This is a genomic window from Labrenzia sp. 5N, assembly GCF_012395805.1.
Classification (GTDB): domain Bacteria; phylum Pseudomonadota; class Alphaproteobacteria; order Rhizobiales; family Stappiaceae; genus Roseibium; species Roseibium algicola.
This window is the reverse complement of sequence record NZ_JAAZTM010000016.1, coordinates 217,170-242,080: the sequence shown is the minus strand read 5'-3', so window position 1 is coordinate 242,080 and position 24,911 is coordinate 217,170. Positions and strand designations below refer to the sequence as shown.

The window sequence follows — 24,911 nt, the reverse complement described above, 5'->3', positions numbered from 1 at the left end:
TTGATTCTCGTTCGGATCGACACCGAAATCGGTTTCAGTCCGGAACAAGCTTAAGAATCGGGCCCCTTGCGGCCAGTCTTAGAGGAAACGGCGGAACCTGAAAACCTAGTCGTAATACTGTACTGCGACCTTGTGCGGGCTCGCCGAACCCTGCGTTGCAACCCTACATGAGAGGCGGAAACCTGTCATTGCCCGCGAAAGCCCCAAGACGATGGATACCAGACGCAACGTCAAACCGGTCCCGCCTGCCCTTGCAGAGTTGCCGGAAAACCTGATCGTCTTTGATGGCATTTGCGTTCTGTGCTCCGGCTTTGCCCGGTTCGTCGCCAGGCACGACCGGACAGCAGGCTTTCGCTTTGTCGACGCCCACTCGGAAATCGGTCAGGCACTCTACCGGCACCACGGGCTCGACCCGCAGAAGATGGAAACCAACATCGTTATCTGCCGCGGCCGGGCCTTCACCAAAATGGCGTCCTTCACCGCAGCCATGAAAAGTCTCGGCTGGCCCTGGAAGGCTCTCACGGTGCTGGATCTTCTGCCGCGCAGGCTCGCGGACTGGACTTATGACAGGATTGCCCAAAACCGCTATCGGCTCGGCAGACGAACCTGTCCCCTGCCGTCGGCGGCCCTGAAGGAACGGCTCCTTGACTGAACTTTCCCGAAAGAAGCGGATCGTCGTTCTCGGTGGCTATGGCGTTTTCGGCGGAAAGCTGGCCGAGGCGCTGCTGAGGCACGAGCATCTGGATGTCATCGTTGCAGGCCGCAGCCAGCAAAAGGCTGAAGACTTCTGTCGCCGGCATGGTGGCACTGCCGCCGTTCTGGATCGGACGGCACCTGATTTCGCTGCTGCCCTTCTCGCCCTTCGCCCCTTCGTCACCGTCGACGCCGCCGGACCGTTTCAGGCCTACCGGCAATCCCCCTACGCTGTTGCGGAAGCCGCCCTTGCCGCCGGGAGCCATTATCTGGATCTTTCCGACGATGCCGGGTTCACCAGCGGTATTCCTGTGCTCGATGAGCAGGCACGCTTGAGCGGACTGACCGTGCTGTCTGGCGTTTCCAGCGTACCGGCCCTCTCTTCGGTTGCGGTCGAAGCTCTTCGGCATGAGTTCTCACAGGTCGACCTGATCGAAAGCACCATCCTGCCGGGCAATCGTGCACCTCGTGGCCTCTCCGTCATCGAAGCGATCCTGACACAGTCCGGCAAGCCCGTTTCCGTCTACCGCGATGGCGGATGGACAAAGGTCATCGGCTGGTCCGATCTCTCCCGGCGCCGGATCGGCCCTGAAGGCAGCAGCGGCCTTTCAAAGCGCTGGTCGAGTTTCATCGGCGCGCCGGATCTGACACTCTTTCCCAGGGTCTACAACGCCCGAACGGTGCTGTTCCGGGCGGGACTTGAACTCTCCCTCCTTCATCTGGGCCTCTGGGCTCTCTCCTGGCTGGTGCGACTTCGCCTTGTCAGGTCACTACAAGCTGCCGCTCCACTCCTTCGTACTGTCGCGGGCTGGTTCGAACGGTTCGGGTCCGACCGCGGCGGCATGGAAGTCCGGCTTGCCGGGCTTGGCAAGGACGGCCAGCCCTTGGCCGCCAGCTGGTCTCTGATTGCGGAAGCCGGCGACGGACCGCATATCCCGGCAGTCCCGGGCGCTATCTTGTGCATGCACCTCGTCGAAGGTGTTGTTCCAGCCGGAGCGCGGCCGAGCCTTGGTGAATTCAAGCTGGCAGACGTCGAGGAGGCCACCGCTCATCTGAACGTCCGCACCTTCACTGCAAAGCAGGCTGAACCGGTCTTGTTCCAGCAGGCACTCGGCAGCAGCACCTTCAAAGCTTTGCCTGAAGAGATCCGCTCCCTTCACACAGTGTTTGACCACCGGCAATGGATCGGTGAGGCAAAGGTCACGCGCGGCACCTCGCGGCTCGGCCAGTTGCTGTGCCGTATCGTCGGCTTTCCGCCCGAAGCAGATGCCACTCCGGTGAACGTGACCATCAAGCGGCAGGGCGACAAGGAAATCTGGCAGCGCAATTTCGGCGGCAAGACTTTCCGCTCCGTGCTCAGCCTGTCAGGAGCACCGGGGTCCGGCGTGGTTCAGGAGCGTTTCGGACCAACAACGTTCAACATTCACCTGAACCTGAAAGGCGATGCACTCGCCTACCCCGTTCGCAGCGGCAAGCTGTTTGGCATTCCCTTGCCGCGCTGGTTGTTGCCGATCAGCGAAACAGCCGAGACGGCACCGGATGGCATCTTCCGCTTCGACGTCGAGATCTCCCTGCCTGGTCTTGGGCGGCTCGTGCGATATCAAGGGTGGCTGAAGCCCCTCCAACACAATCTCACGGGAAATCCGACAACGACCAACACTGAAAAACATTGTCTCTAGTGACAATTCCTCGTTTGACTTCAACAGCTTTTGACACAATCTTGCGAACCTGACCCAGTCTCTTAAAGCCAGATCAGAACCGTTTTCACCGGACTATCAATCATGCCTGCCGTTTCGCGCCTTTCCGTCAATGTCAACGCCATCGCCATGTTGCGAAATCGCCGGGATCTGCCCTGGCCGAGCGTGACTGGCCTTGCGGCCATCGCGATGGAAGCCGGCGCCAAGGGCATCACCGTGCACCCTCGTCCCGATGAACGCCATATCCGCAAGACGGACGTGTTCGAGCTGTCCGAGCTGATTGAGGACCGGTTCCCGAACAAGGAACTGTGCCTGGAAGGCTATCCAGCCCCCGATTTCATGAAGCTGGTGGAGGAAGCTCGCCCCGAACAGGTCCTGTTCGTGCCGGACGACCCGCAGCAGTCCACCTCGGACCATGGCTGGGACTTTTCGAAAGACACCGGCGCGCTGGAAACGGCGATTGCCGCCGCCAAGGAGTGGGCGGTCACGGTCTCGCTCTTCTGCGATCCGGACCCGGCGGCTCCCGAACACGCTGCAAGGCTCGGGGCGGAACGTATCGAGATCTACACCGGCCCCTATGGTGCCTGCTACGACGACCCGGCACGCGCCGAAAAGGAACTCGACATGATTGTCGCCACGGCGGAAGCCGCCCAGGCCTGCGGGCTCGGCGTCAATGCCGGGCATGATCTGACCGTCGAAAACATTCCTGCCCTGATGGCGCGCGCGCCCTTCATTCGGGAAATGTCGATCGGCCACGGCTTTACCGCCGATGCGCTGATCCATGGCTTTGCCGAAAGCGTTGCCCGCTTCCGCCGGGCCATGGGCGAGATCTGATGAACGACACTTTGGAAAAGCAGGTCGCGTTTCTTCTGGAAACCGACAAGCTGAAGGAAGTCGTCCGGCTGAACCAGCTCACGGGCGGCGCCCGGCGCGAGACCACGGCCGAGCACTGCTGGCACGTGATCCTGCAGACGCTGACGCTTGCCGAGCACGCCCCTGCCGGCACCGACATCAACCACGTCGTCAAACTGCTCGCCGTTCACGACCTGGTCGAGATCGACGCAGGCGACCACTGGGTCACAGACGACAACCGGGCCGGCATCAAGGATCTTGAACAGGCAGCCGCAAGCCGACTGTTCGCCCTGCTTCCCTCATCGCAAGGCCTGGATTTCAAGGCTCTTTGGCTGGAGTTCGAAGCCAACGAAACACCGGAAGCCAAATTCGCCAACGCGATGGACGCGCTACATCCGATGGTGCTGGTCTTTGCATCCGGCCTGGACGATCCGACCCATGAACCCATTTCCGCCGAAGCGTTGAAGCTGACGAAGGAATCCCGCCTGTCTCCCTTCCCGGGTCTTTGGGATTTTGCCCAGGACCTGCTGAACAAGGCCGTACGCGACGGCCGGCTGCTGCCCTGAAACATCCTTCCGGCTGCACCCCGCAGCCTTTGCTTCGAGAACCGAAATGCCGATAGATCTTTGGCTCGTCTTTATTGCTGTCTCGCTCCTGCCTGCCGTCAGTCCCGGCCCCGCAGTCATGCTGGCCATTTCCAACACGCTCCGGTTCGGCCGTAACGCGACCCTCGCTTCCGCTGCAGGCAATGCCACGGGACTGGTAATCCTGGGATACGCGGTCGCCCTCGGCTTCGGCGCCCTGATGGCAGCCTCCGCCGTGGCCTTCACGGTGCTGAAGGTCATTGGTGCCGCCTATCTCATATTCATCGGCCTCAAGATCTGGCGCGACAAGTCTGCCTTTCACGTGGAAGATGGTGTCCTGATTGCCCGCAAAAGCCCCAGAAAGCTGTTCCTGGAGGCACTGCTCGTTTCCGTCACCAATCCGAAGGCCATTCTGGTCATCACCGCGCTGTTCCCGCAATTCATGCGCGCCGACGGCATCGATCTAACGGAGATCTCTGTGCTGTCCTTCACCTACGCCGCATTGTGTTTCGCCAACCATGCCGCAATTGCCTACGCAGGTGGCCATATGCGCCGCTTCCTGACGTCTGCAAAGCGCATGCTGTGGGTACGCCGGATCACAGGCACGCTCTTTGTCGGCTTTGGTGCAGCACTGGCGGCTGCCAGCCGGTAAAAGGCACAAACTGGTCGGTCGTTGGGGGATCACGATACGGGGCGAATCCGATAGGCTCGCCCCTAGCCTCCTTCAACAGGACCAGTCCCTTGCCCTTCAGGATCCTTACATTTTGCGGCAGTCTTCGTGCCGCATCGTCCAATCTGGCCCTGCTGAGCGCAGCAGAACGACTGGCGCCCGACGGGCTCGTTCTCAACCGCTACGACCGCATCGGCGATCTGCCGCATTTCGTGCCGGATCTGGATATTACCGACCACCTGCCGGAGATCGTCATCGACCTGCGCGAACAGGTTGCGCGCGCCGACGGGCTGCTGTTCGCCGTGCCGGAATACATGCATGCACTGCCCGGCAGCTTCAAAAACACTCTCGACTGGATGGTTGGTTGTCAGAAGTTTCCGGGCAAGCCGGTCGCGCTTGCCCACGTCACCTCCCGCCACGCCTTTGCCCCGGTTCAGCTGGAAGAGATCCTCCGGACCATGTCCGCCGAAATCGTCAGCGAAGCCGGATTTTCGCTTGGCCTCACCAGCAATGCCATCACCCCTGAGATGATCTGTACGGATGCCTCCCTCGCCGCGATCGTCACGCGACACCTCGACCGATATCAAACCTGGCTAAGCCGAGAGTGTGACTGAGACCCCTTCGGAAATGCAGCCCGCCTAGTCTGCCGGATCGATCACCAGAAGAAGCCGCGGTCCACCTGCCGGAGTTGCGACCGGGGACCGGTGCAAGAGAGCGGTTCTTTCGCCGCAAGACCATTGCCGGCCGCGAAAAACGGCAACGCCCCCAGGCGGCACCTGACGGATGCGGCCAGGCTCCTCGGCCACATTTTCCGGAACATATTCCGTGCCCGGCCCGCGATAGGTGCACAACAACCGGGCGCGAACATTGTCCAGGTGGAACTTCGGACACATGACGTCGTCCGAAACATCCAGCCGCAGTCGCAGCAGACGCACTGTCAGCGTCTTTGCCAGCATCAGGGCAAGTGCCCCGACATCACTTGCCAGCATGTCCCTCTCCCGACACGCAGGAAGTCCATGGCTCTCGCAAGCCGCCCGGACAGCCGCCTCAGCCAGATGCACAGGCACCACCGTGCGCAGTTCCGGCAGGTTGTCTTTCGGCAAGGCATTCATCCGCCTCTGAAATTCGGGATCCGGCGTTCGCCGCCAGATAGCGGCGGCGATGCCCGGATCGCGAATGTCGGCGAGAATGTCCGGATCCCGGCCGATAATCACATCCCGTGCGGCAGGCCCGTTCGAAAGGGAGTCCACCTTCGGTTCCAGCGCTGTCATGCTGCGCGGTCCGCATGGCGGAAGGCTGGAAAGGGATCCGGCAGTTGCGCAAAGGCCGAAAGTTCGTTCCCCGCGTTTTCGCCGATCAGGCACGCGTCGAGCCGGCTTTTCAGAAGTGGCCAGTCGATGCCCGCACCGATAAAGACAATTTCCTGCCGCCGGTCGCCAAACGGTTCTACCCAGCGCGACTTCGCATAGGCCTGGGCGCAGTCGTCATCCGGCCAACGCTCCTTCGGCACTGACGCCCACCAGGTGCCAAGCGGACTGATGCTGGAGAGCGCTCCGGCCAACGAGAACTCGATCACCCACTGCGGCCGGCTGCCGATCCAGAAATGGCCCTTGGCGCGGATCACGCCCGGCAACTGCCCGTTGAGCAGCTCATGGATCTTTTCCGGATCGAATGGCCGCCGTGCCCGGTAGACGTAGGAGGTAACGCCATATTCCTCGGTTTCGGGAATGTGGTCGGCAAAGCCGTAAAGCTCCTTGGCCCACATCGGGTGTTCATGAGCCTTTTCAAAATTGAAGAGCCCCGTGTTCAGGATGTCGGAAGGCGAGACTTCCGAATAGTCGGTCTCGATAATCTTCGCATCCGCGTTGAGACTGCGGATGATCTTGCGGGCAGCATCCACCTGTCCGGCTGACGCGGCACCCACCTTGTTGAGAACCACCACATCGGCAAACTCTATCTGGTCCGTCAGGAGATGCACCAGCGTGCGTTCGTCCTCCTCGCCCAGCGTCTCTCCCCGATCGCTCAGGAAATCATGGCTGGAGTAATCCTTCAGCAGATTGACCGCATCGACCACCGTCACCATCGTGTCGAGCCTTGCCACATCGGCAAGGCTGTCGCCGGCTTCGTCTTGGAACTCGAAAGTCGCTGCCACCGGCAACGGTTCGGATATCCCCGTTGATTCAATAAGCAGGTAGTCGAACCGTCCTTCGCCAGCCAGGCGGCGAACCTCGTTCAGCAGATCGTCGCGCAAGGTGCAGCAGATGCAGCCATGGGACATCTCGACAAGGGTTTCCTCGGTCTTGCTCAGCGCCGCACCGCCTGCCCGCACCAAGTCTGCGTCGATATTCACTTCCGACATGTCGTTGACGATTACAGCCACCTTCAACCCGGAACGGTTGTTGAGGATGCGATTGAGCAAGGTGGTTTTTCCCGCTCCAAGGAACCCGGACAGAACGGTTACAGGCAGGCGTCGATCGGACATAAGGCCTCCAGCAAGTTTGATATGTTATGTTATTACATATCAAATCTGTACTTTATTGCCGATGACCAAGGCAACCGTTTTTTAAGCCAGGGCGATCGAGGCTCACTGACGGCAGAACAATGGAAGGGAATTTCAGGCAGCAGATCCGGGGCGCTCATCAGTCGGCCGGTCTGCGAGGCCGGCGACCAGGGAAGCCGAACTGTTTCAGAAAGGCAGCGGCGCGTTGTCCGTCACTTCCTTCATGACAAAAAACGTTCGGGTCTGGCGCACACCCGGCAGCGCAATCAGCTTTTCGCCGTGCAGCTTGTTGAAGTCCGCCATGTCCCGTGTGCGGATTTTCAGGAAGTAATCGAAGTCGCCCGCCACCAGGTGGCAGTCGAGAACAAAGTCCGCCTTGCGAACCACTTCTTCAAACTCCGCAAAACTTTGTGGCGTCGACCGGTCCAGCACCACACCCACGATCACAAGGGCAGATCTGTCGACCTTTTGCGGATCGATTTGCGCGCGCACGCCCTGAATGAAGCCCTCGTCGAACAGCCGCTGCGTCCGTCTGTGACAGGTGGCCGGGCTGACATTTACCAGACCGGCAAGTTCGGCGTTGCTGAGACGGCCATCTTCCTGCAGCAGCTTGAGAATTTTGCGGTCAATCCGGTCGAGCTCGCCAGCCATGGAAGAATCTTTCAGTTTTTTGACCTTAATTCGATGATTGAGGAGTCAATATACGCTTCAAGTTCTCATTGACAGAAAAAATACATCAAACTTTGAAAGCACCTTTCTGAAGTTTTCTGCAAGGCTCAAAGGGTCAACAATCAATCCGGTGTGCTCCATGAACCTCAGCAAGTTTGAACGCTATCCCCTCACCTTCGGCCCAACGCCCATCGAACCTCTACCCCGGCTTTCCGAAGCGCTTGGCGGCAAGGTGGACATTTATGCAAAGCGGGACGATTGCAACTCCGGTCTTGCCTTTGGCGGCAACAAGCTGCGGAAACTGGAATATATCGTACCCGACGCGATCGCTTCCGGCGCAGACACGCTGGTTTCCATCGGCGGCGTCCAGTCCAACCACACCCGCATGGTTGCGGCAACCGCCGCAAAGATCGGCATGAAATGCGTCGTGGTGCAGGAAAAGTGGGTGCCCCACTATGATGCGGTCTACGACCGTGTCGGCAACATTCTGCTGACCCGCCTGATGGGCGCGGATTCCCGCCTGGTCGACGACGGCTTCGACATCGGCATCCGCCAGAGCTGGGAAGATGCCATGCAGTCCGTGCGCGATGCCGGCGGCACGCCTTACGGCATTCCCGCCGGTGCGTCCGTGCACAAATACGGCGGCCTTGGCTATGTGCGCTTCGCCGAGGAAGTGAAGCAGCAGGAAGAAGAACTCGGCTTCTCCTTCGACTACATCATCGTCTGCGTGGTCACCGGCTCGACCCAGGCCGGAATGATCGTTGGCTTTGCCGACCAGAACCGGGCCGACCGCGTGATCGGCATCGACGCCTCCGGCACGGTGGACCAGACGCGTGCACAGGTCCGTCAGATCGTCGACAACACGGCCTCCCTGGTGGAGCTTGGCCGCGCGGTGCGGGACGACGAGATCGTGATCAATCCCGATTACGCCTATCCGGCCTATGGCGTTCCGTCTGAAGAAACCAACGACGCCATCCGGCTTGCCGCAAAGACCGAGGCAATGATCACCGACCCGGTCTATGAAGGCAAATCCATGCAAGGCATGATCGACCTGGTCAAGAAGGGCAAAATTCCAGCCGGATCGAAGGTGCTCTACGCACATCTGGGCGGCGCGCCTGCCCTCCACGGCTACAGCTACTACTACAAGGACGGCTGATCCTGGTCAGTCCGGCCGCTGTGCGGATCACACCGGCCGGTTCCCGTGGCCTGACAGGCCCATCCCAAGGCCTGTCAGCTGCGCGCCTTGCAGTCGAAAGACGTGCCCTGCGGCCACTCGACCATGGCCTCGTCTCCCTTGCTCCAGAACAGAATGCCGAAGTCCCCCTCGTAGCGTGCGCCGGATCCGCTTGGCCCCTGCACCACAATCTCCGTCGTGTCGCCGCGTTCCAGCCGGGCAGACGGTGGTTCCGTATCGAAAAACGTCGCGACGATCTCGTCGGCCGGATTATCGTTGCAGGTGTAAAAGACCGGGGCCTGTCCCTTGATCAGTTGATAGCGCGCGGTCAGCTCGGCGATCCGCCGTTCATAGGCCGAGCGGACGCAGGAGAGTTCGTCGTCGCTCTTCCAGCAGTCGTCGCGCCCCTTCACCCAGCCGCGCTGATAGGCCTTCAGCGTGTTGAGCTCTTCTTCCGCGCCCGCATCCAGCGACTTCACGACGCTGACCGCGCCTTCATAGACATCCGCCAGTTTCTGATCCAGCGCTCCCAGATCGTCATTCGAACAGACCAGCTTTTCAGCCGAACTTTCCGCTTTCGCGCAATCGAAGGCCGGACCGGCGGCCCAGGCCGCCGGCACAAAGCCAACCGCAGCAACAAAGAGACCAAGACCAACTGTCAAACCACGCATGAGACCACCTCCCGAAAGACCTGTATCAACAGATCTAAGGGATCTCAGGTTGATGGCAAGATTGGGATGGACGAAAGCTGTGCACCAGCACGCTTCACCGGGTGGTCACCAGCTCCTTCCGGTTGGAACGGCGCCAACCGGTGAAGCGTGCGCTTTTCCGGCGAAGGGCTTCAGGCGGCTTCCGCCCGCTTGAGCTGCTGGTGCTCGTCCTCGACAAGTCCGATTTTCCAGTAGCCGGAGATGTAGGTGTCTGCCTTGGGGACTTCCCGCTCGTTGTGAAGGTAATCCCGAAGCGCCCGAATGACGGAGCTTTCACCTGCAATGCAGGTCTGGATGGTTCCGGCAGGCCATTCCAGGGACTTCACAAGGTCAACCTGCGCAGTTGACGGCACATGTGGACGCTCCTGGATCAACCACCTGATTTCAACCCCTTCAGGTGCTGCAATGTCGCGCCGGTCTTCTTCCGAGGGCACTTCAAACAGCACAAGCCCGCTAGCATCGCGGGGCATTGCCTCAAGCGTCGCTTCGACAACCGGCATTGCTGAAAGGTCCGCTGCCAGCAGATACCAGTCGGCATGAAACTCGGTGATCTTCGGCTGGCTGGGACCCATAAAGCCCAGGAAGTCCCCTTCCGCGGCTTGCTGAGCCCAGCGCGTTGCCGGGCCTTCGTCGCCGTGCGCAACAAAATCGATATCAAGTTCGAGCGCCTCCTTGCGGAAGGATCGAACGGTATAGGTGCGAACCGGATGCACACGTTCGGATGGTCCGTCTGGTGCAAAATACGCTTCAAAGGCCTCTCGGCTTTCACCGTCGCGCGGCAACAGCAACTTGCAGTTCGCACCCTCGTGGCCTTCCGGAAAGCCTTCCAGTTCTGGACCTGCAAAGGTGACACGGATGAGATTGGGGCTGAGGTAGCGCGTCGTCTTGACGGTCAGAAAGCGGGGCTTGCGTTTCGGTGGAGTGGCCAAGGGGCACCTCATAAATCTTGAGTAATAATCTCATGATTTAACATCAGCGGAAGCCGATTTAAAGATCCACCTTTTGGAAAAGTCATTCCGCGCCCCTCAGGAGAGGCTTCGCGCCTCCCCAATCCCGCTCGCACCGAGCTTTGCCGGGAAGACGATGAGAAGATTGGTTTTCCTGCAAAAAGGCCTGAGCCCGCCGGCGGGCGGGGTTGCCGATGAAAACTGCAACCGCCGCGTCACTCGCGGATGATCGGTTCCTTCAGGTCGCCCGGGTTCTTGTCCTTGATGATGTCCCAGTTAAGGGTCGCCTTGCGGATATAGCCCGGCACATCTTCCTCGAACCGTTCCTGAACCTTCAGGGAGTTGTTCAGGTAAAGCTTGCCGTCCACGATCGACCAGGCTTCCGGCACCACCGGCACCTTGAATCCCATGGCCGCACCGAAGGCACAGAAACCGCCGTATTGCGGGGCATATTTCGCCGGGTCGGCAAGGAATTTGTCGCGGTTTTCCGCAGACGAGAACTTCCAGGTGACGTCGTCATATTCCGCGGTGAATTCATCGGAGCCGGCAACCGGTTTTCCGGCCGTGAAATAGGCCACCGGATCGGTTCCGCCAATCGCGGCTCCACCTTTGGTGAAGGTGGTGATCTCGTCGGCGGAAGCGGTAAAGGCAGCAGCGGAGAAGAGCGCGGTCAGTCCCAGCAGAACGGATTTGGACGTATAGAGCGTCATGTGCGTCTCCAATGGAGTGTGAATGGCGTGATCAGGTGAAGCCTAACGCTCCACGCGGAAAAAAACATGTCTTCTGCCGCAGAATTTGGCCAATCACCCTTGATCACAGAGCCGCTAACGAAGAGCGAGAAAATCGTGATGGCGGCTGGCTTCACAATCCGGGGAGGCCCGGCAGATCCGGGCGTGGTACGGGTTGGCGCGGTGCCACCAGCCCCAGCACCAGATAGATGGCCGTTTCTATGTCCCTCATCTCGATCCTGATATTGCGGATCAGCAGGCGGAAATAGATGAGGCCGAGAAGCAGGTCGATCCGCGCTTCCATGTCAGCTTCGAACGGGGTCGCGATGAAGATCTGCCGCAGGACCAGACGTCTGGCAGCCTCCGCCTCATCGAGGACGCCAGCAAGGTCCGGTCTGCTTCGATAGGGAACCAGTGCCCGAACCGCCGCGCCCAACGCGGTATCCTGCAAGGCCGCAACGGTGTTCGACAGACATTGCCGCAGATCCTCCGCAACACTGCCCCGCTGAGGCGGTGCCGGGTTCACGCTGGCAAGTGCTGCTTCGACAGACGCCGCAATCAGCGCCCCCTTGTCCGCATAGCGCCGGTAGACCGCCTGCTTGCTGGTGCGCGCTCGCGCCGCAATGGCGGCAATCGTCGTCTTTTCATAGCCGTTTTCGGCAAGCTCAATCAGCGTGGCCTCCAGAAGCGCCTTGCTGACCCTGCCCTCCCGCGGCCGGCCGGCAATGCCTTCCTCAGGCATCTCCAGCCTCCGGAACCGCAGCACTTTGAAGATTTGCCTCGTAGTCCTGAAAGCCATTCTCAATGCCGGTCGTCACGTTGACGATCCGCGCATAGGGTTTTGAGAAGATCACCGTGTCGCGCAGTCCCTCCCACAAGTGATGATAGGCGCGCATGTCGGAAAACCGGCAGATCGCGAAATCCGAAAACCCGCCTGCCAGGGCATCGGCGTCAAACCATTCGAAGGCAACCTCTGGATGACGCGCCAGGATTGTGCCGATCTGGCCGGCAACCTCGCCTCTTTCCTGGCGGCTGAGCGCCAGCCAGGCTGGTTCGAAAGCCAGATAGACGATGGCCGCCATCGGCAATGGCCGGATCGTTTCGCAAGACTGGATCACGTGCAAATCCCTATTTCGGTTCCCATTGGTACCGATTTATTCCGATTTCTCCCGCAAGGCAAGCCTGCGCTCTTGCCTTCCCCGCGCGGCCGCCGCAAGAAGAGCACAAGCCATGAGCGGATTTCCGCTTCAGGCACCAGTAACGACGAGGAACACATGTCTGTTGATACCGATACGGTGAAACGCGTTGCCCGGCTGGCGCGCATCAAGGTGAGCGAAGAAGACGCGACCCGCATGACTGGCGAGTTGAACGCCATTCTCGGCTTTGTCGAGCAACTGGACGAAGTCGATATTTCCGGCGTCGAACCGCTGACGTCCGTGGTTGAACAGACCATGAAAAAGCGCGCTGACGGCGTGACCGACGGCAACAAGGCTGCCGACATCACCCTGAACGCACCGGCCTCCGAAGATCATTTCTTCATGGTGCCGAAAGTCGTCGAATAAGCGGACCAACCCGGATGATCGCACCCGTTCCAGCTATTGCCGTCGAAACGTCCTTGTCTGCCGACATGGGTGAGATGATTGCCGAGCTGAACGACCTGCTGCTGACACTTAGCCCGCCCGAGGCCTGCTACCACATGACGGCTGAAGAGATGTCCGGTGAGGCAACGACTGTCTTCGTTGCACGGATTGACGGCAAGGCAGCTGCCTGCGGTGCCCTGCACCGGCACGCTGACGGCATTGCCGAGGTCAAGCGCATGTACACCAGACCGGCCTATCAGGGCCTCGGCCTGGGAAGCCGCATTCTGGACCGGATCATTGAGCTGGCAACCCGGGAGGGCATTTCCATGCTCGTGCTGGAAACCGGCGACAAACACCCGGCAGCCTGGCGCATCTATGAACGAGCCGGCTTCAGCCGCTGCGGACCGGTGCTCGATTATCCCGACAGTCCCTATTCCATCTTCTATTCCCGGCCGCTGGCGGCCGCCTGAGAGTTCAAATCCATGACCGATCTGACCAAACTGACCATTGCCGAGGCCCGCGAAGGCCTGAAAAACAAGGACTACACGTCCCTGGAACTGACCGATGCCTTCATCAAGAACATCGAAGCCGCCAATGAAAAGCTGAATGCCTATGTCACCGTGACCACCGACAAGGCGCGCGACATGGCAAAGGCATCCGACGCCAAGCTTGCCAAGGGCGAAGGCGGTGCCCTGGAAGGCATCCCGCTTGGCATCAAGGACCTTTTCGCCACCCAGGGCGTACACACCCAGGCCTGCAGCCACATTCTGGACGGCTTCAAACCCGCTTATGAATCCACCGTTACGTCCAACCTGTGGGCCGACGGCGCGGTCATGCTCGGCAAGCTGAACATGGACGAGTTCGCCATGGGCTCCTCCAACGAGACCTCTTATTACGGTCCGGTGATTAACCCGTGGCGGAAGAAGAACTCGAACCAGGATCTCGTCCCCGGCGGGTCTTCCGGTGGTTCTGCCGCCGCCGTTGCCGCCCGCATGTGCATGGGTGCCACCGCAACCGACACCGGCGGCTCCATCCGTCAGCCGGCCGCGTTCACCGGCACTGTCGGCATCAAGCCGACCTATGGCCGTTGTTCCCGCTGGGGCGTTGTTGCCTTTGCTTCCTCGCTCGACCAGGCCGGCCCGATTGCTCACACCGTTCGGGACAGCGCGATCATGCTGAAATCCATGGCCTCCGTCGACGCCAAGGACACCACCTCGGTCGATCTGCCTGTGCCGGACTATGAAGCGGCCATCGGAAAATCCGTGAAGGGCCTCAAGATCGGCATTCCGGCGGAATATCTTCTGGACGGCATGCCTGCTGACATCGAAGCGCTCTGGCAGAAGGGTATCGACTGGCTGAAGGATGCCGGTGCGGAAATCGTCGACATTGCGATGCCGCACACCAAATACGCCCTGCCGGCCTACTACATCGTAGCACCGGCGGAAGCTTCCTCGAACCTCGCCCGTTACGACGGTGTGCGCTACGGCTTGCGCGTTCCGGGCAAGGACATCGTCGAGATGTACGAGAACACCCGTGCAGCGGGCTTCGGGGAAGAGGTCAAGCGCCGTATCCTGATCGGCACCTATGTGCTGTCCGCCGGTTACTACGATGCCTACTACCTGAAGGCCCAGAAGGTTCGCACCCTCATCAAGCGCGACTTCGACCTTGCCTGGGAAAACGGCGTCGACGCAATCCTGACCCCGGCAACCCCTTCGGCAGCCTTCGGCGTTGCCGACCAGGACCTTCATTCCGACCCGGTGAAAATGTACCTCAACGACATCTTCACCGTGACCGTCAACATGGCCGGCCTTCCGGGCATTTCCGTCCCTGCCGGCCTCGACAACAATGGCCTGCCGCTCGGTCTTCAGCTGATCGGCAAACCCTTTGAGGAAAGCACCCTGTTCCAGGTCGGTCAGGTCATCGAAGATGCCGCCGGCTCGTTCTCGCCGGAAGCCTGGTGGAGCTGATCCCGTTTGTTGATATGCGCCCCGGACCGTTCATCGGCCCGGGGCTGCACACCCGATTTTCTCCGGTCCGTCCAGCCTGACCATAACATTGCCGTCGCTTTGAGCCGGCAGTCCCCTCAAGAGCATGTTCCTGGCGTGAACTGGGTTGGAGCAAACATCCCTCCACCGTCATGCCATGGCTCAGACGTGGCATTGAAGCCGCGCCCTTTCATCGTTATTCGCTGATGCTTGCGGCTCCTCATACGAACGGGACGGATTGCCGGGTCGAGCCTGGCAATAACGGAGCGTGGATTATGGGTTTCAATCCAAGGCAGAGCGAAGTTCGTTGATTTGACTTCCAGGCCCGTGTGTCCATCCGCAATTCCAGCATCGACGTCTGGAGCAAGCCGTGGCATGACGGGCTGACAAGGAAAAGAACGCGCAACCAGGATTGCCGGCAACACCATGCATGACATTGAAACCCTCGTTATCGGTGCCGGTGCCGTTGGACTTGCGATTGCGCGTGAACTGGCGCTGACCGGTCGCGAGGTCATGGTGCTGGAACAGCACGGCCTGATCGGATCGGAAACCAGCGCCCGCAATTCGGAAGTCATCCACGCGGGCATCTACTATCCCACGGGCAGCCTGAAGGCTCGGTTTTGTGTGGAGGGCAAAGAACGGCTTTACCGGTTTTGTGCCGAGAATGGCGTCGGTTTCGAGCAGATTGGAAAACTGATCGTTGCGTCCAATAACGATCAGTTGGAGCAACTGCAGTCAATCCGTCGCAAAGCGGCGGAAAACGGCGTTACAGATCTCGTATTCCTGGACCAGGACAGCCTGAACGAAGCCGAACCGGAGCTTGCCTGCACCGGCGCACTGCATTCCCCCTCCACAGGCATCGTCGACAGTCACGGTTTCATGCTGGCTCTACAGGGTGAGCTCGAGGCAAACCGCGGTCAGGTTGTGCTGAACACGAGAGTTGCGCGCCTCGAGCGCCTGGCTGATGGCGGTTACCGAGTGCATGCGGAAACGGAGGGAACGGAAACCTATGCCCTCACCTGCAAGGAGTTGATCCTGTCCGCAGGCCACGGCGCACCTGCCCTGGCGGCCGGGCTTGAGGGTGCCAATCCACCGGCCGCCTACCTCGCAAAAGGCAGTTATTTCAAGCTTCAGGGCAAGGCTCCTTTTTCCAAGCTCATCTACCCCGTGCCGGAACCCGGCGGGCTCGGTGTTCACCTGACACTCGACCTGCAGCACCAGGCACGCTTCGGTCCGGATGTCGAATGGGTGGAGGTTGCCGACTACAAGGTGGATCCCGCCCGGGGCGACAGGTTCTATGCCGCCATCCGCAGCTACTGGCCCGGCCTGCCGGACGATGCACTTTTGCCAGACTATTCCGGCATCCGGCCCAAGATCGCCGGTCCGGGTGAACCCGCGGCCGATTTCCGAATTGACGGGCCGTCAGATCATGGCCTTGCGGGCCTGGTCACGCTCTACGGAATCGAATCCCCCGGCCTCACATCGGCTATAGCAATCGGAAGTTACGTTTCCCAGCTGGTTACAATCGGTCTCTGAGCGGAACTTTTTTCAAAAAAATATGAAACCAACCGGCTGTTTGGACGTTTGAAAGTCGAACGAACAAGCGTACGATGTTGCATTGCACAGGAATGCCATTTTTTGGACCGGTTTTCTCCATAAAATTGCTGCAGTGCGCGTGCTCATTCAAAAGTGAACCAAAAAGAACACTTTAATTTCAACAAGGTGGCCAATCGTCGTGATCAATCGGCGCACGTTTTTATCGGCAACGGCCCTGGCGGCCGGTGCTCTGGCAGGCGCGGACATCCGCACTGCACTCGCAGCAGAGAATACCGCACCTGCACAAACAGGCGGAGCCTTTGCGGCAGGCGAAGAGTTTAACTTTTCCGCGCTCGTCGAGCGCATGAAAGAAAAGGCCGGGAACGCATTTGCGCCCGATGTACCGGCTCTTCCCGAAATCCTCGCCAATCTCGATTATGACCAGCATCGTGCAATCCGGTTCAATCCCGAAAAGTCCGTCTGGAAGGACACCGGCAGCAACTATCAGCTTCAGGCGTTCCACCCGGGCTGGCTCTACAAGGAGCCGGTGGAACTTTATGAGATCGTCGACGGCAATATCAGCGAACTGCACTTCACCGGCGCGGATTTTGAATATCGCGAGCCGCTGGATCCGGAAAAATTCAAGGATGTGGATCTGCCGGGCATCGCCGGCTTCCGCCTGCACCATCCGCTGAACACTCCGGAATATTTCGACGAGTTGGTGGTGTTCCTGGGGGCAAGCTATTTCCGTGCGCTCGGCAAGGGCAACGTCTACGGCCTGTCCGCACGCGGACTTGCGATCGATACGGCCATCGCCGGACCGGAAGAGTTTCCACGTTTCACGAAGTTCTATCTGGAGCGGCCGACGGACGGCGCTGCCGAAATGCGGCTCTATGCCGAACTGGAGAGCGAGCGCGTTGCCGGTGCCTACCAGTTCACGATCAAGCCGGGCATCAACACGGTTGTGGAAGTGGATGCGCACATTTTCCTGCGCGACGATGTCGAACGCCTCGGAATTGCGCCACTGACTTCGATGTATCTGTTCGGCGAGAACGACCGCACCAACTTCGACGACTATCGCCCGGAAGTTCATGACAATGACGGTCTCTTGATCCTGCGCCAGAATGGCCAGCGTCTGTGGCGGCCGGCCCGCAATCCGGAAAAGCTTGCTCTGTCCTTCTTCAAAGAGGAGAACCCGGCAGGCTTTGGCCTGTTGCAGCGCGACCGGAATTTCGATCATTACCAGGACACGGAAGCCAAGTATCAGCGCCGTCCGTCGCTGTGGATCGAGCCGATCAACGACTGGGGCAACGGCCAGGTCATGCTGGCGGAAATCCCGGCCGAAAAAGAGATCTACGACAACCTCGTTGCTTGCTGGGTGCCGGAAAACGGCGCCAAGGCAGGCTCCGAACATCGCTTTGCCTATCGGATGATCTGGGGCCGTGAACCGGAACCGGGAACCGAGCTGGCACAGGTAATCGCGACCAGCACAGGGCATGGTGGCACGGCTGCCTCAGATCCGGACCCGAAACTGCGCAAGTTCGTCGTGGAATTTGCCGGCGGAAATCTGGGTGACATGGGGGCGGGAGCTCCTCTGACACCGAGACTGACCCTGCAGAACGGCAAGGTGGAGCATCAGTTCGTCCAGCGGCTGGAAAGCGGCAGCTGGCGTGCCGTGCTCGATATCGCACGGGACGACGAGGAAATACCGGTCGAGTTCATTCTCGCCCTGCAACTCGACGGGACCGATGTAACGGAAACCTGGATGTATCAGTGGAGTGGGAACAGATGACATCGCATGTTAGTATCGATCAGACGACCAGTCCGACCCTTTTTGCCGACAGTAAGCTGCTTGAAGAAATCAGGACTGTCCTGAAGCGGCCTGACCTTGGCGACGACGTCCTCTTGTCCGTTCTGTCCGGTTCTGCCGCCACGCGCCGTGGTATCGACCATTGTGCCTGCACGCCGCAAGACCGGGCAGCCTTCATCAGGACATTGCCGGTGCCTGCACCCCGTCACGGGCTGGAAATGCCCCATCACGACCTCAACCCGCCACTGGCCGTGCGCTTTGCCCCGCTTGTCGCCCTGTGGCAACGGGCTGTGCAGCCACTTGCTCCGCAGTTGAAGCGCGTTCCGGTTCCAGCCAAGGACCGCTGACATGAAGAAGGCCAGCTCCGAAGCCTGGTCGACGGCCTTCCGGCGGCTGGCCATGGCAGTGATCGCCCTGTGCCTGACCACGGGCGCTTCGTACATGTTTGCCATTGTTGTCCAGTCGGACGGTTTCGACTGGCTGGACATCGTCCGCATCGCGCTGATGGCGGTAGCAAGCTTCTGGCTGGCCTGGGGCGGATGTATCGCACTCTTCGGCATCCTGTTTCCGCCTGAGGAAAGGGCAACGGCAGAAGCTCTGCCCGAAGGTCGCACCGCCGTTCTGCTGCCGATCTACAACGAAGCAACCGGTCCGGTGTTCGCCCGCCTGGAAGCCATCATGAAATCGGTTGCCGCCCTGCCCGCGGCGGACCGATTCGATTTCTTCGTCCTGTCCGACACCACCAAGTCGGATGTCGGCGAGGAAGAACAGCGTGCCTATGAGCGACTGCTTGTTCGCCAGAACGCCGGCGGACGCCTGTTCTATCGGCGGCGCGAACAGAACATTGGCCGCAAGGCAGGCAACATTGCCGACTTCCTGACCACATCAGGCGGTGCCTACGACTACATGCTGGTGCTTGATGCCGACAGCCTGATGGATGGCAAGACCATCCTGGAAATGGTCCGGCGCATGGAAGCCGATCCGCGCCTGGGGCTGCTGCAGTCGCTGCCGCAGATCATCGGGCTTTCCACCCTGTTCGGACGCCTCCTGCAGTTCGCGACCGGTCTCTACGGGCCTTACTTCGCGCGCGGCCTTGCCGCCGTTCAGGGCGAGGAAGGCACCTTCTGGGGACACAATGCGCTGATCCGCACCCGCGCATTTGCAGCTGCCTGCGGCATGGCTCCGCTTACCGGCAAACCGCCCTTTGGTGGCCATATCCTCAGCCATGATACCGTTGAAGCTGCGCTCCTGGCGCGCGACGGCTGGAAGGTACGTCTCGACCCGGACCTGACGGGCTCCTACGAGGAAGCCCCCGCCAACATGGTCGACTACGCCAAGCGTGACCGGCGCTGGTGCCAGGGCAATCTGCAGCACAGCCGCATTCTGGCGGCCCCACGCTTCCGCTTCTGGAGCAGGATTTCGATCCTGCAAGGCGTCTTTGCCTACCTGGCCTCGCCGATCTGGTGCATCTTCCTGCTGGCAAGCCTTGCGGCTCCGCTGGTCGCTCCGCCCCCGGTCTACTTCGACGGTCATTCGCCGTTCCCGGTCTTTCCGCATCCGGAAACGACCACGGCGCTCGCCCTGCTGTTCGGTCTGGTGGCTTTGTTGATCCTGCCCAAGCTGCTGCTTGTTGCCCGGGCGCTCTTTGGCGGCAACTCGGCGGACTTCGGCGGTCCGGTGCGGCTTCTGATCAGCTTTCTCCTTGAAATCCTGCTGACCTCGATCCTTGCACCTATCCACATGATGTTCCACTGCCGCTCGGTGTTTCAGGTGCTGACGGGCGCTGACAGCGGCTGGCCGACAGCCGATCGGGACGACGGTTCGCTGCCGATCACCGCGGCGTTTTCCGCCACCTGGTGGATGAGCATTGCAGGTGCCGGCGCAATCGCCTTCTCGCACACCTATGCGCCGGAGATGTTCTACTGGCTGCTGCCTGTTGCCCTGCCACTGGTTGTCGCTCCGCTCCTGGTCTGGATGACCGCGTCGGTGCTGCTGGGCAAGGTCACGAAGAAACTGGGGCTCTTCCAGGTCCCGACCGAGGCAGGCCCGGTTGCGGTCGCCGAAGACATGCGTCTGGCGCTTTCGCAAAAAGCGGCCGCCTGACACGGCGCTGTTTCACCAGCACATGATCAGTCATCCCGGCAGCGTGGTGCATGACCGGGATGACCAGGGAAAGCTCATGCACTCATTCCAGCGCATGTCTCAATGAATACGGCCGGTTTCGGCTTCCAGAATGCCGTCCGCATCCAAACCCGCGATGGGCAGGCGCTTGTCGGTCGGCACATCGCCAGACAGCTGCAAGGCCAGGTACCGGCCGCAGCAAACGCGCAGGAAGCTCGTGAAATTTCCGAGATCATGTCCCGCGTCGATGCTCTCGTGGTGAAGCTTGGTGATCAGTTGCACCACATTCATGCCGTCCCGTCCGGCGATCTCGTCCAGAACCTTCCAGAAGAAGGTTTCCAGCCGCACCGATGTCACCATGCCGTCAATGCGCAGCGACTTTGTCGTGCTTTCCCAAAGCGTGGAATCTGCCTCGATGAAGAGCTTGCACATGATGTTTCCTTCGTGACGGACTGGCGAGCTGAAATCGTGGAGCTGTCTCGGTATATCAACGCCCGTTATTTGAACTCAGCCTAGTCCGCTTCCCGCGTGCGGGAAAGAGGTCAGGTAGCGTGTAAGTGGCGGGCCCGGGACTTGTCGCCCCCTTCGGGGCACCACTCTTGCTTTTTCTCGGACCAGGCAAACGGAGATGATGGTGCGGGCAATTTGTTGGCCCGCACCGTTTGCCTCAGGCAGCCAGGGAACCCTCGGCCGCACCGCTTAGAACCGCATGGAACTGCGACAGCCATGCCGGATGCGCCGGCCATGCAGGGGCGGTAACAAGGTTGCCGTCGGTCACGGCGCCGTCGATTGCGATCTCGGCATAGGTGGCGCCTGCAAGCTCCACTTCCGGACGGCAGGCCGGATAAGCCGAGACGGTGCGGCCCTCGATCACCTTGGCAGCAGTCAGGATCTGAGCGCCGTGACAGATTGCGGCAACGGGCTTGGCCGCGTCCATGAAATGCTTCACGGCATCGATGACAGCCGCATCAAGACGCAGATATTCCGGAGCCCGTCCACCCGGGATTACCAGGGCATCGTAACCGACAACGTCGACATCGGCGAAGGTCGCGTTCAGCGTGAAGTTATGGCCGCGCTTTTCCGAATAGGTCTGGTCGCCTTCGAAATCGTGGATACAGGTGGCGACCGTCTCGCCGGCCTTCTTGCCGGGGCATACCGCATCGACCGTGTAACCCATGGCAAGCAACGTCTGAAACGGCACCATGGTCTCATAATCTTCGGTGAAATCGCCCGTGATCATCAGGATCTTCTTCGCGCTCATGCTCTGTCCTCCAGCTTGGCAAATTGCGATGGAGAAAGGCTAGCAGCCGGCGGGTTTGAACGGGTATTAGGTCGCTACTACAGCTTAGATTTCTGCAGTTTTGGGAGTTTTTCGCAGGAATATTTGCCCGCCCGTCATTCAAGACAAGTGAGGCGGAAGCCGAACGCCGGTCCGATCTCTGACCTATTTTGCGACAAAGGTGCTCCTGCTCAAGATTGAATGATGATCAATGATCAGAAGCTCGCTGAAGCTCACACTGACATCTGATTTCCAGCTCACGCGATGCCGCTATGTGCCTTGCGAAAAGGCCCCGGATCTGCGCTGCGCTTGTCCGGGGCGACACCAAGAAGGATTGCCATGCTTTGCCCAAATGCATTTCGCCTCCCCGCATTGGAGAGGCGAAGGCAAGTCGGCATCGATGGAACTCAGTCGCGGTAATCCGGCTCGCTCCGGTCAAGATCACGCTTCCAATAGTCGAAATGGGCATAGCCCATGCCGACATAGGGCTCCCATTCGGCAGCCGTCTTGGCGGCCAGGTTGTCCGACATGATAGCCAGCGGCTGACCGGTCCCATAGGCTTTCAATAGCGTTTCAGCAGCCCGTTCGAACAAATAGAGATGCTCGAAGGCTTCAGCGACAGTGACGGCGGAAATCGACACCCCGTGATTGCCCATTACAAGAACCGGCTTATCGCCGAGTGTTTCGGCAATCCGCCTGCCCTCCTCCGCCTCGTCAGCCATGCCGCCGAAGCCGAGATCAACCGCAACCTTGCCGAAGAAACGGGCGGTGTTCAGGTCGATCGGTTTCATCGACGGATCCTGTAGCGTCGCCAGCGCGGTCGCATTGGGCGGGTGACAGTGGAACAGCACTCGCGCCTTGGGATTTTCCCGGTGAACCGTGCCGTGGATGCACCAGGCGGATGGGTCCGGGGCATTTTCGCCCGCCATCACGGCGTCATCATTGGCATCGAGCAGCAACAGGTCGCTGGCCCTGATTTCCCCGAAATGTCGCCATTTGGGGTTCATCAGGAATTTCGAACCATCTTCGGAAACCGCGGCACTGAAATGATTGCCGACGGATTCGCTCCAGCCGAATTTTACCGCCAGACGAAAGGCAGCTGCGAGGTCTTCCCGCAGGGCCTGTTCGCTTTGCCGGTCCGGGTCAGCCCCGAAGCGTACATCCGTAACGACACTCATTTGAAACGTCCTTCCCCGGACAGGATCCGGTAAGCGGAGCGCAGCTCGCCCCTGTCGGTATAGCAACCACGCAGGTGCCGATTGCCGCTGGTTGCCGAATAGGCAGCCCGACCGTGCACGATGCGGTGATTGTCGAAGACAATACATTCGCCCGCATTCAGACGGAACCGCATCAGGTATTTGTCGTCCCGCATCATCCGTCCGAAGCGGCAGAAGGCCGGGTAGTAACGGTCGAGTTCATGCTGCGGCATATCGAAGATATCGGCATGGTGCTGGCTGATCGTGACACCCGAAATATTGCCGTGCTCATCCAGCTCGATTACCCGCTGGCGGGACCGCATGTCGAACGTGTCATGCTCGCAGAAATAAGGCACATCCACGGTGATCAGAAGTTCGAAGTCTTCCGGATAGGCCTTGCGGAAGTCTTCGGCGACAGCCAGTCCGTCCACAAAGATGCTGTTGCCGCCCTCGACCGAATTGGCCCGGCAATGCAGGAACTGCACGCCCGGTGCAAGATCTTCGTCCGGCAAATCCGTGTGAAGCGGCAGGGCCTTGGCAGTGAAGGCAAGGTTGGTCGGCTTGATGTGGGTTTTTACTTCAAACGTCAGGCCGAAGTAGCTCGGACGCACATAGCCGATCAGGCCGGCCGTGTCGGTGAGCGCTTCATCCGTATCCGGCAAGCCGGTCAAGAGCGCGACACCATCCGTCAGCATCGCCTTGGCCCAGTCGCGCCGACGCGCGGTGTCGTTGGTAACCTCGTCATAGGAAAAACGGGCCATCTTCGGATAGTGGTCAGCGTACCAGGGCACTCTTTGAAGGTTGGCGATATCGGGGCGCTTTTCGCCATTGGAATAGGCATTGAGCAGGGACAGCGGCAGCCGGGAGACGTCGTTTGTGCCGGCCCAGGCGATTTCCAGATCGCCTCCCACGATGGCGGCGGAGGCTGCTTTTGGCGCTTCGTCCAGGGCAAAGATGTCGTTGACGCGTTCGCGGGTTTCCGGGTCGAAGGAACTCGGGCAATTGTCGCGCAGCCAGTAGTAATTGAAATAGGCGGTTTGCCCGTTGCTCAGCGGCACATCGAGTCCTTTTTCCTGCAGCAACACACCCGCATCACCAGTTCCAAGCATCAGATCCGTCCTTAAGTTTAGCTCATCAGCCTTGCAGACACTTCACACAAGTCACTGCAAAGCGCTGCGTTCCAGTTACTTTCTGTGAAGTTGCTCTTGCACTGGCGATTTGGAAAGGTGATAAAATCGAAACTTAACTTAAGCATTCACTTAACTTGGACAGACAAATGCTCCGCTTCCCCCCGCTCAGGCTGCTCACCGTCTTCGAGACGGTTCAACGCGCGGGAGGCACCAAGGCGGCGGCGGGCGAATTGAATGTATCCATGTCGGCGATCAGCCAGTCCCTGCGACAGTTGGAAGAGCACGTCGGCACCGCCCTGATCGATCGCAGCACAAGGCCGGCCGGCCTCACTGCCGCTGGTGAGATCCTGCTGAAAGCAGTGATCGAAAACCGCGAACGGCTGAGCGAAGCCCTGAACGACATCCAGACACTTGCCGATCCCGCCAGTGCCTCTGTCACTGTTGCCTGCACCGTCGGCTTCGCCACCTACTGGCTCATGCCCCGGCTTGAGGCGTTTTATCTGGACCACCCGGAAATCCCGGTGAACGTTCACACCACGCAGCAGGAGGTCCCCCGGCTTGGCCAGGGGACCGATATCGCCATGCGCTATGGGGACGGCCGCTGGGACGACGGCACGGTCGAACAAATGTTCCGCGAGCTGGTTGAGCCCGTGTGCGCCCCTTCCCTTGCCGAGCGTATCCGCGCCGATGGCGGCAGCCTGGGGTCAGCCTTTCTGATCCATGTGGACACCAGCGATCGCCGCTGGATTTCCTGGCAGGAGTATCTTGCCCGCACGGGGCAGAAGGCTGCCGGTTCGGCCAAAGGCCTCCGGTTTTCCAACTATGTCCAGGCCACCCAGGCGGCCTTGTCGGGTCACGGGGTCATGCTCGGCTGGCGCTCGATCACCGGTGACCACGTACAAAACGGCCTGCTGGTCCCTGCCGGCCTGCCGCCGCTGCAGCCAAACAACGCCTATCATGCCGTGCTGTCGCACCGCAGTCGGAACCGGGAAACGGCCGCCATTGTCGTTGACTGGTTAAGGGCTGCCGCGCAGCCACAGCTTTAGGGAA

At 60.1% G+C, this 24,911-nt stretch carries 27 protein-coding genes; 15 read left to right on the top strand and 12 right to left on the bottom strand.

The window, feature by feature from the left end; genetic code table 11:
• Positions 1-211 precede the first annotated feature (211 nt).
• From HEP89_RS16970 to HEP89_RS16945, 6 genes are all read left to right on the top strand, one after another.
• Positions 212-652: a DCC1-like thiol-disulfide oxidoreductase family protein gene (locus HEP89_RS16970; RefSeq protein WP_168692580.1), complete on the top strand. Its 441-nt coding sequence runs from the start codon at positions 212-214 to the stop codon at positions 650-652.
• The gene (locus HEP89_RS16965) at positions 645-2,372 is read left to right on the top strand and encodes an SDR family oxidoreductase (protein WP_168692579.1); all 1,728 of its coding nucleotides are present in this window, start codon (positions 645-647) and stop codon (positions 2,370-2,372) included. Before HEP89_RS16970 ends, HEP89_RS16965 begins: the two co-directional genes overlap by 8 nt.
• Before the next feature lie 102 nt (positions 2,373-2,474).
• Positions 2,475-3,224: a pyridoxine 5'-phosphate synthase gene (locus HEP89_RS16960; RefSeq protein WP_062488201.1), complete on the top strand. Its 750-nt coding sequence runs from the start codon at positions 2,475-2,477 to the stop codon at positions 3,222-3,224.
• Entirely contained in the window at positions 3,224-3,808 is a 585-nt protein-coding gene (locus HEP89_RS16955) for an HD domain-containing protein (RefSeq protein ID WP_077292395.1), read from the top strand. Before HEP89_RS16960 ends, HEP89_RS16955 begins: the two co-directional genes overlap by 1 nt.
• Before the next feature lie 46 nt (positions 3,809-3,854).
• Positions 3,855-4,478 (top strand): LysE family translocator, encoded by a 624-nt coding sequence (locus tag HEP89_RS16950; protein WP_023000581.1) that lies wholly within the window; start codon positions 3,855-3,857, stop codon positions 4,476-4,478.
• Between the two features lie 89 nt (positions 4,479-4,567).
• Complete coding sequence (locus HEP89_RS16945) at positions 4,568-5,110, top strand: NADPH-dependent FMN reductase (protein WP_167579582.1); 543 nt, start codon at positions 4,568-4,570, stop codon at positions 5,108-5,110.
• A gap of 24 nt (positions 5,111-5,134) precedes the next feature.
• On the opposite strand, the gene HEP89_RS16940 is transcribed toward HEP89_RS16945, so the two are convergent.
• The 3 genes from HEP89_RS16940 to HEP89_RS16930 all read right to left on the bottom strand — a co-directional run bounded on the left by HEP89_RS16940 (position 5,135) and on the right by HEP89_RS16930 (position 7,647).
• Positions 5,135-5,767: a DUF1826 domain-containing protein gene (locus HEP89_RS16940; RefSeq protein ID WP_168692578.1), complete on the bottom strand. Its 633-nt coding sequence runs from the start codon at positions 5,765-5,767 to the stop codon at positions 5,135-5,137.
• Complete coding sequence (locus HEP89_RS16935; protein WP_168692577.1) at positions 5,764-6,978, bottom strand: GTP-binding protein; 1,215 nt, start codon at positions 6,976-6,978, stop codon at positions 5,764-5,766. Before HEP89_RS16935 ends, HEP89_RS16940 begins: the two co-directional genes overlap by 4 nt.
• A gap of 204 nt (positions 6,979-7,182) precedes the next feature.
• Positions 7,183-7,647: an Lrp/AsnC family transcriptional regulator gene (locus HEP89_RS16930; protein ID WP_168692576.1), complete on the bottom strand. Its 465-nt coding sequence runs from the start codon at positions 7,645-7,647 to the stop codon at positions 7,183-7,185.
• A 157-nt stretch (positions 7,648-7,804) separates the two neighbouring features.
• On the opposite strand from HEP89_RS16930, the gene HEP89_RS16925 reads away from it, so the two are divergent.
• Positions 7,805-8,821 carry a 1-aminocyclopropane-1-carboxylate deaminase gene (locus tag HEP89_RS16925; protein ID WP_168692575.1) on the top strand — a complete coding sequence of 339 codons (1,017 nt, stop codon included), beginning with the start codon at positions 7,805-7,807 and terminating at the stop codon, positions 8,819-8,821.
• Positions 8,822-8,895: 74 nt separating this feature from the next.
• Here the strand turns inward: HEP89_RS16925 and HEP89_RS16920 are convergent, their stop codons facing one another.
• The 5 genes from HEP89_RS16920 to HEP89_RS16900 form a co-directional block, all read right to left on the bottom strand.
• Positions 8,896-9,510, bottom strand: a complete 615-nt coding sequence (locus tag HEP89_RS16920; RefSeq protein ID WP_168692574.1) for an MliC family protein — start codon at positions 9,508-9,510, stop codon at positions 8,896-8,898.
• Positions 9,511-9,680: 170 nt separating this feature from the next.
• Positions 9,681-10,478: a siderophore-interacting protein gene (locus tag HEP89_RS16915; RefSeq protein ID WP_197923238.1), complete on the bottom strand. Its 798-nt coding sequence runs from the start codon at positions 10,476-10,478 to the stop codon at positions 9,681-9,683.
• 233 nt (positions 10,479-10,711) lie between these two features.
• Positions 10,712-11,206, bottom strand: a complete 495-nt coding sequence (locus tag HEP89_RS16910; protein ID WP_006932858.1) for a YHS domain-containing (seleno)protein — start codon at positions 11,204-11,206, stop codon at positions 10,712-10,714.
• A gap of 151 nt (positions 11,207-11,357) precedes the next feature.
• Positions 11,358-11,966, bottom strand: a complete 609-nt coding sequence (locus HEP89_RS16905) for a TetR-like C-terminal domain-containing protein (RefSeq protein ID WP_168692572.1) — start codon at positions 11,964-11,966, stop codon at positions 11,358-11,360.
• Positions 11,959-12,342 carry a darcynin family protein gene (locus tag HEP89_RS16900; RefSeq protein ID WP_168692571.1) on the bottom strand — a complete coding sequence of 128 codons (384 nt, stop codon included), beginning with the start codon at positions 12,340-12,342 and terminating at the stop codon, positions 11,959-11,961. Before HEP89_RS16900 ends, HEP89_RS16905 begins: the two co-directional genes overlap by 8 nt.
• A 156-nt stretch (positions 12,343-12,498) precedes the next feature.
• On the opposite strand from HEP89_RS16900, the gene gatC reads away from it, so the two are divergent.
• The 7 genes from gatC (at position 12,499) to mdoH (ending at position 20,238) form a co-directional block, all read left to right on the top strand.
• The gene (gatC, locus tag HEP89_RS16895; RefSeq protein WP_023000570.1) at positions 12,499-12,786 is read left to right on the top strand and encodes an Asp-tRNA(Asn)/Glu-tRNA(Gln) amidotransferase subunit GatC; all 288 of its coding nucleotides are present in this window, start codon (positions 12,499-12,501) and stop codon (positions 12,784-12,786) included.
• A 14-nt stretch (positions 12,787-12,800) separates the two neighbouring features.
• On the top strand, positions 12,801-13,274 hold the full coding sequence (locus tag HEP89_RS16890; protein ID WP_075283531.1) for a GNAT family N-acetyltransferase: 474 nt from the start codon (positions 12,801-12,803) through the stop codon (positions 13,272-13,274).
• 12 nt (positions 13,275-13,286) lie between these two features.
• Entirely contained in the window at positions 13,287-14,771 is a 1,485-nt protein-coding gene (gatA, locus tag HEP89_RS16885; RefSeq protein WP_168692570.1) for an Asp-tRNA(Asn)/Glu-tRNA(Gln) amidotransferase subunit GatA, read from the top strand.
• Positions 14,772-15,215: 444 nt separating this feature from the next.
• Positions 15,216-16,325 (top strand): NAD(P)/FAD-dependent oxidoreductase, encoded by a 1,110-nt coding sequence (locus HEP89_RS16880; protein WP_168692569.1) that lies wholly within the window; start codon positions 15,216-15,218, stop codon positions 16,323-16,325.
• Between the two features lie 199 nt (positions 16,326-16,524).
• On the top strand, positions 16,525-18,117 hold the full coding sequence (locus tag HEP89_RS16875) for a glucan biosynthesis protein (RefSeq protein WP_286201055.1): 1,593 nt from the start codon (positions 16,525-16,527) through the stop codon (positions 18,115-18,117).
• Entirely contained in the window at positions 18,114-18,482 is a 369-nt protein-coding gene (locus tag HEP89_RS16870; RefSeq protein WP_077292386.1) for a hypothetical protein, read from the top strand. The genes HEP89_RS16875 and HEP89_RS16870 overlap by 4 nt, the downstream gene beginning before the upstream one ends.
• 1 nt (position 18,483) lies before the next feature.
• On the top strand, positions 18,484-20,238 hold the full coding sequence (gene mdoH / locus HEP89_RS16865) for a glucans biosynthesis glucosyltransferase MdoH (RefSeq protein ID WP_077292385.1): 1,755 nt from the start codon (positions 18,484-18,486) through the stop codon (positions 20,236-20,238).
• A gap of 99 nt (positions 20,239-20,337) precedes the next feature.
• Here the strand turns inward: mdoH and HEP89_RS16860 are convergent, their stop codons facing one another.
• The 4 genes from HEP89_RS16860 to HEP89_RS16845 all read right to left on the bottom strand — a co-directional run bounded on the left by HEP89_RS16860 (position 20,338) and on the right by HEP89_RS16845 (position 23,840).
• The gene (locus HEP89_RS16860) at positions 20,338-20,688 is read right to left on the bottom strand and encodes a ribbon-helix-helix domain-containing protein (RefSeq protein WP_023000563.1); all 351 of its coding nucleotides are present in this window, start codon (positions 20,686-20,688) and stop codon (positions 20,338-20,340) included.
• Between the two features lie 235 nt (positions 20,689-20,923).
• On the bottom strand, positions 20,924-21,517 hold the full coding sequence (locus HEP89_RS16855) for a DJ-1/PfpI family protein (RefSeq protein ID WP_075283535.1): 594 nt from the start codon (positions 21,515-21,517) through the stop codon (positions 20,924-20,926).
• Positions 21,518-21,942: 425 nt separating this feature from the next.
• Positions 21,943-22,713, bottom strand: a complete 771-nt coding sequence (locus HEP89_RS16850; RefSeq protein WP_168692568.1) for a class II aldolase/adducin family protein — start codon at positions 22,711-22,713, stop codon at positions 21,943-21,945.
• Positions 22,710-23,840 carry a TauD/TfdA family dioxygenase gene (locus HEP89_RS16845; protein WP_168692567.1) on the bottom strand — a complete coding sequence of 377 codons (1,131 nt, stop codon included), beginning with the start codon at positions 23,838-23,840 and terminating at the stop codon, positions 22,710-22,712. The genes HEP89_RS16850 and HEP89_RS16845 overlap by 4 nt, the downstream gene beginning before the upstream one ends.
• Before the next feature lie 167 nt (positions 23,841-24,007).
• On the opposite strand from HEP89_RS16845, the gene HEP89_RS16840 reads away from it, so the two are divergent.
• Positions 24,008-24,907: a LysR substrate-binding domain-containing protein gene (locus HEP89_RS16840; protein WP_075283538.1), complete on the top strand. Its 900-nt coding sequence runs from the start codon at positions 24,008-24,010 to the stop codon at positions 24,905-24,907.
• Positions 24,908-24,911: the final 4 nt, after the last annotated feature.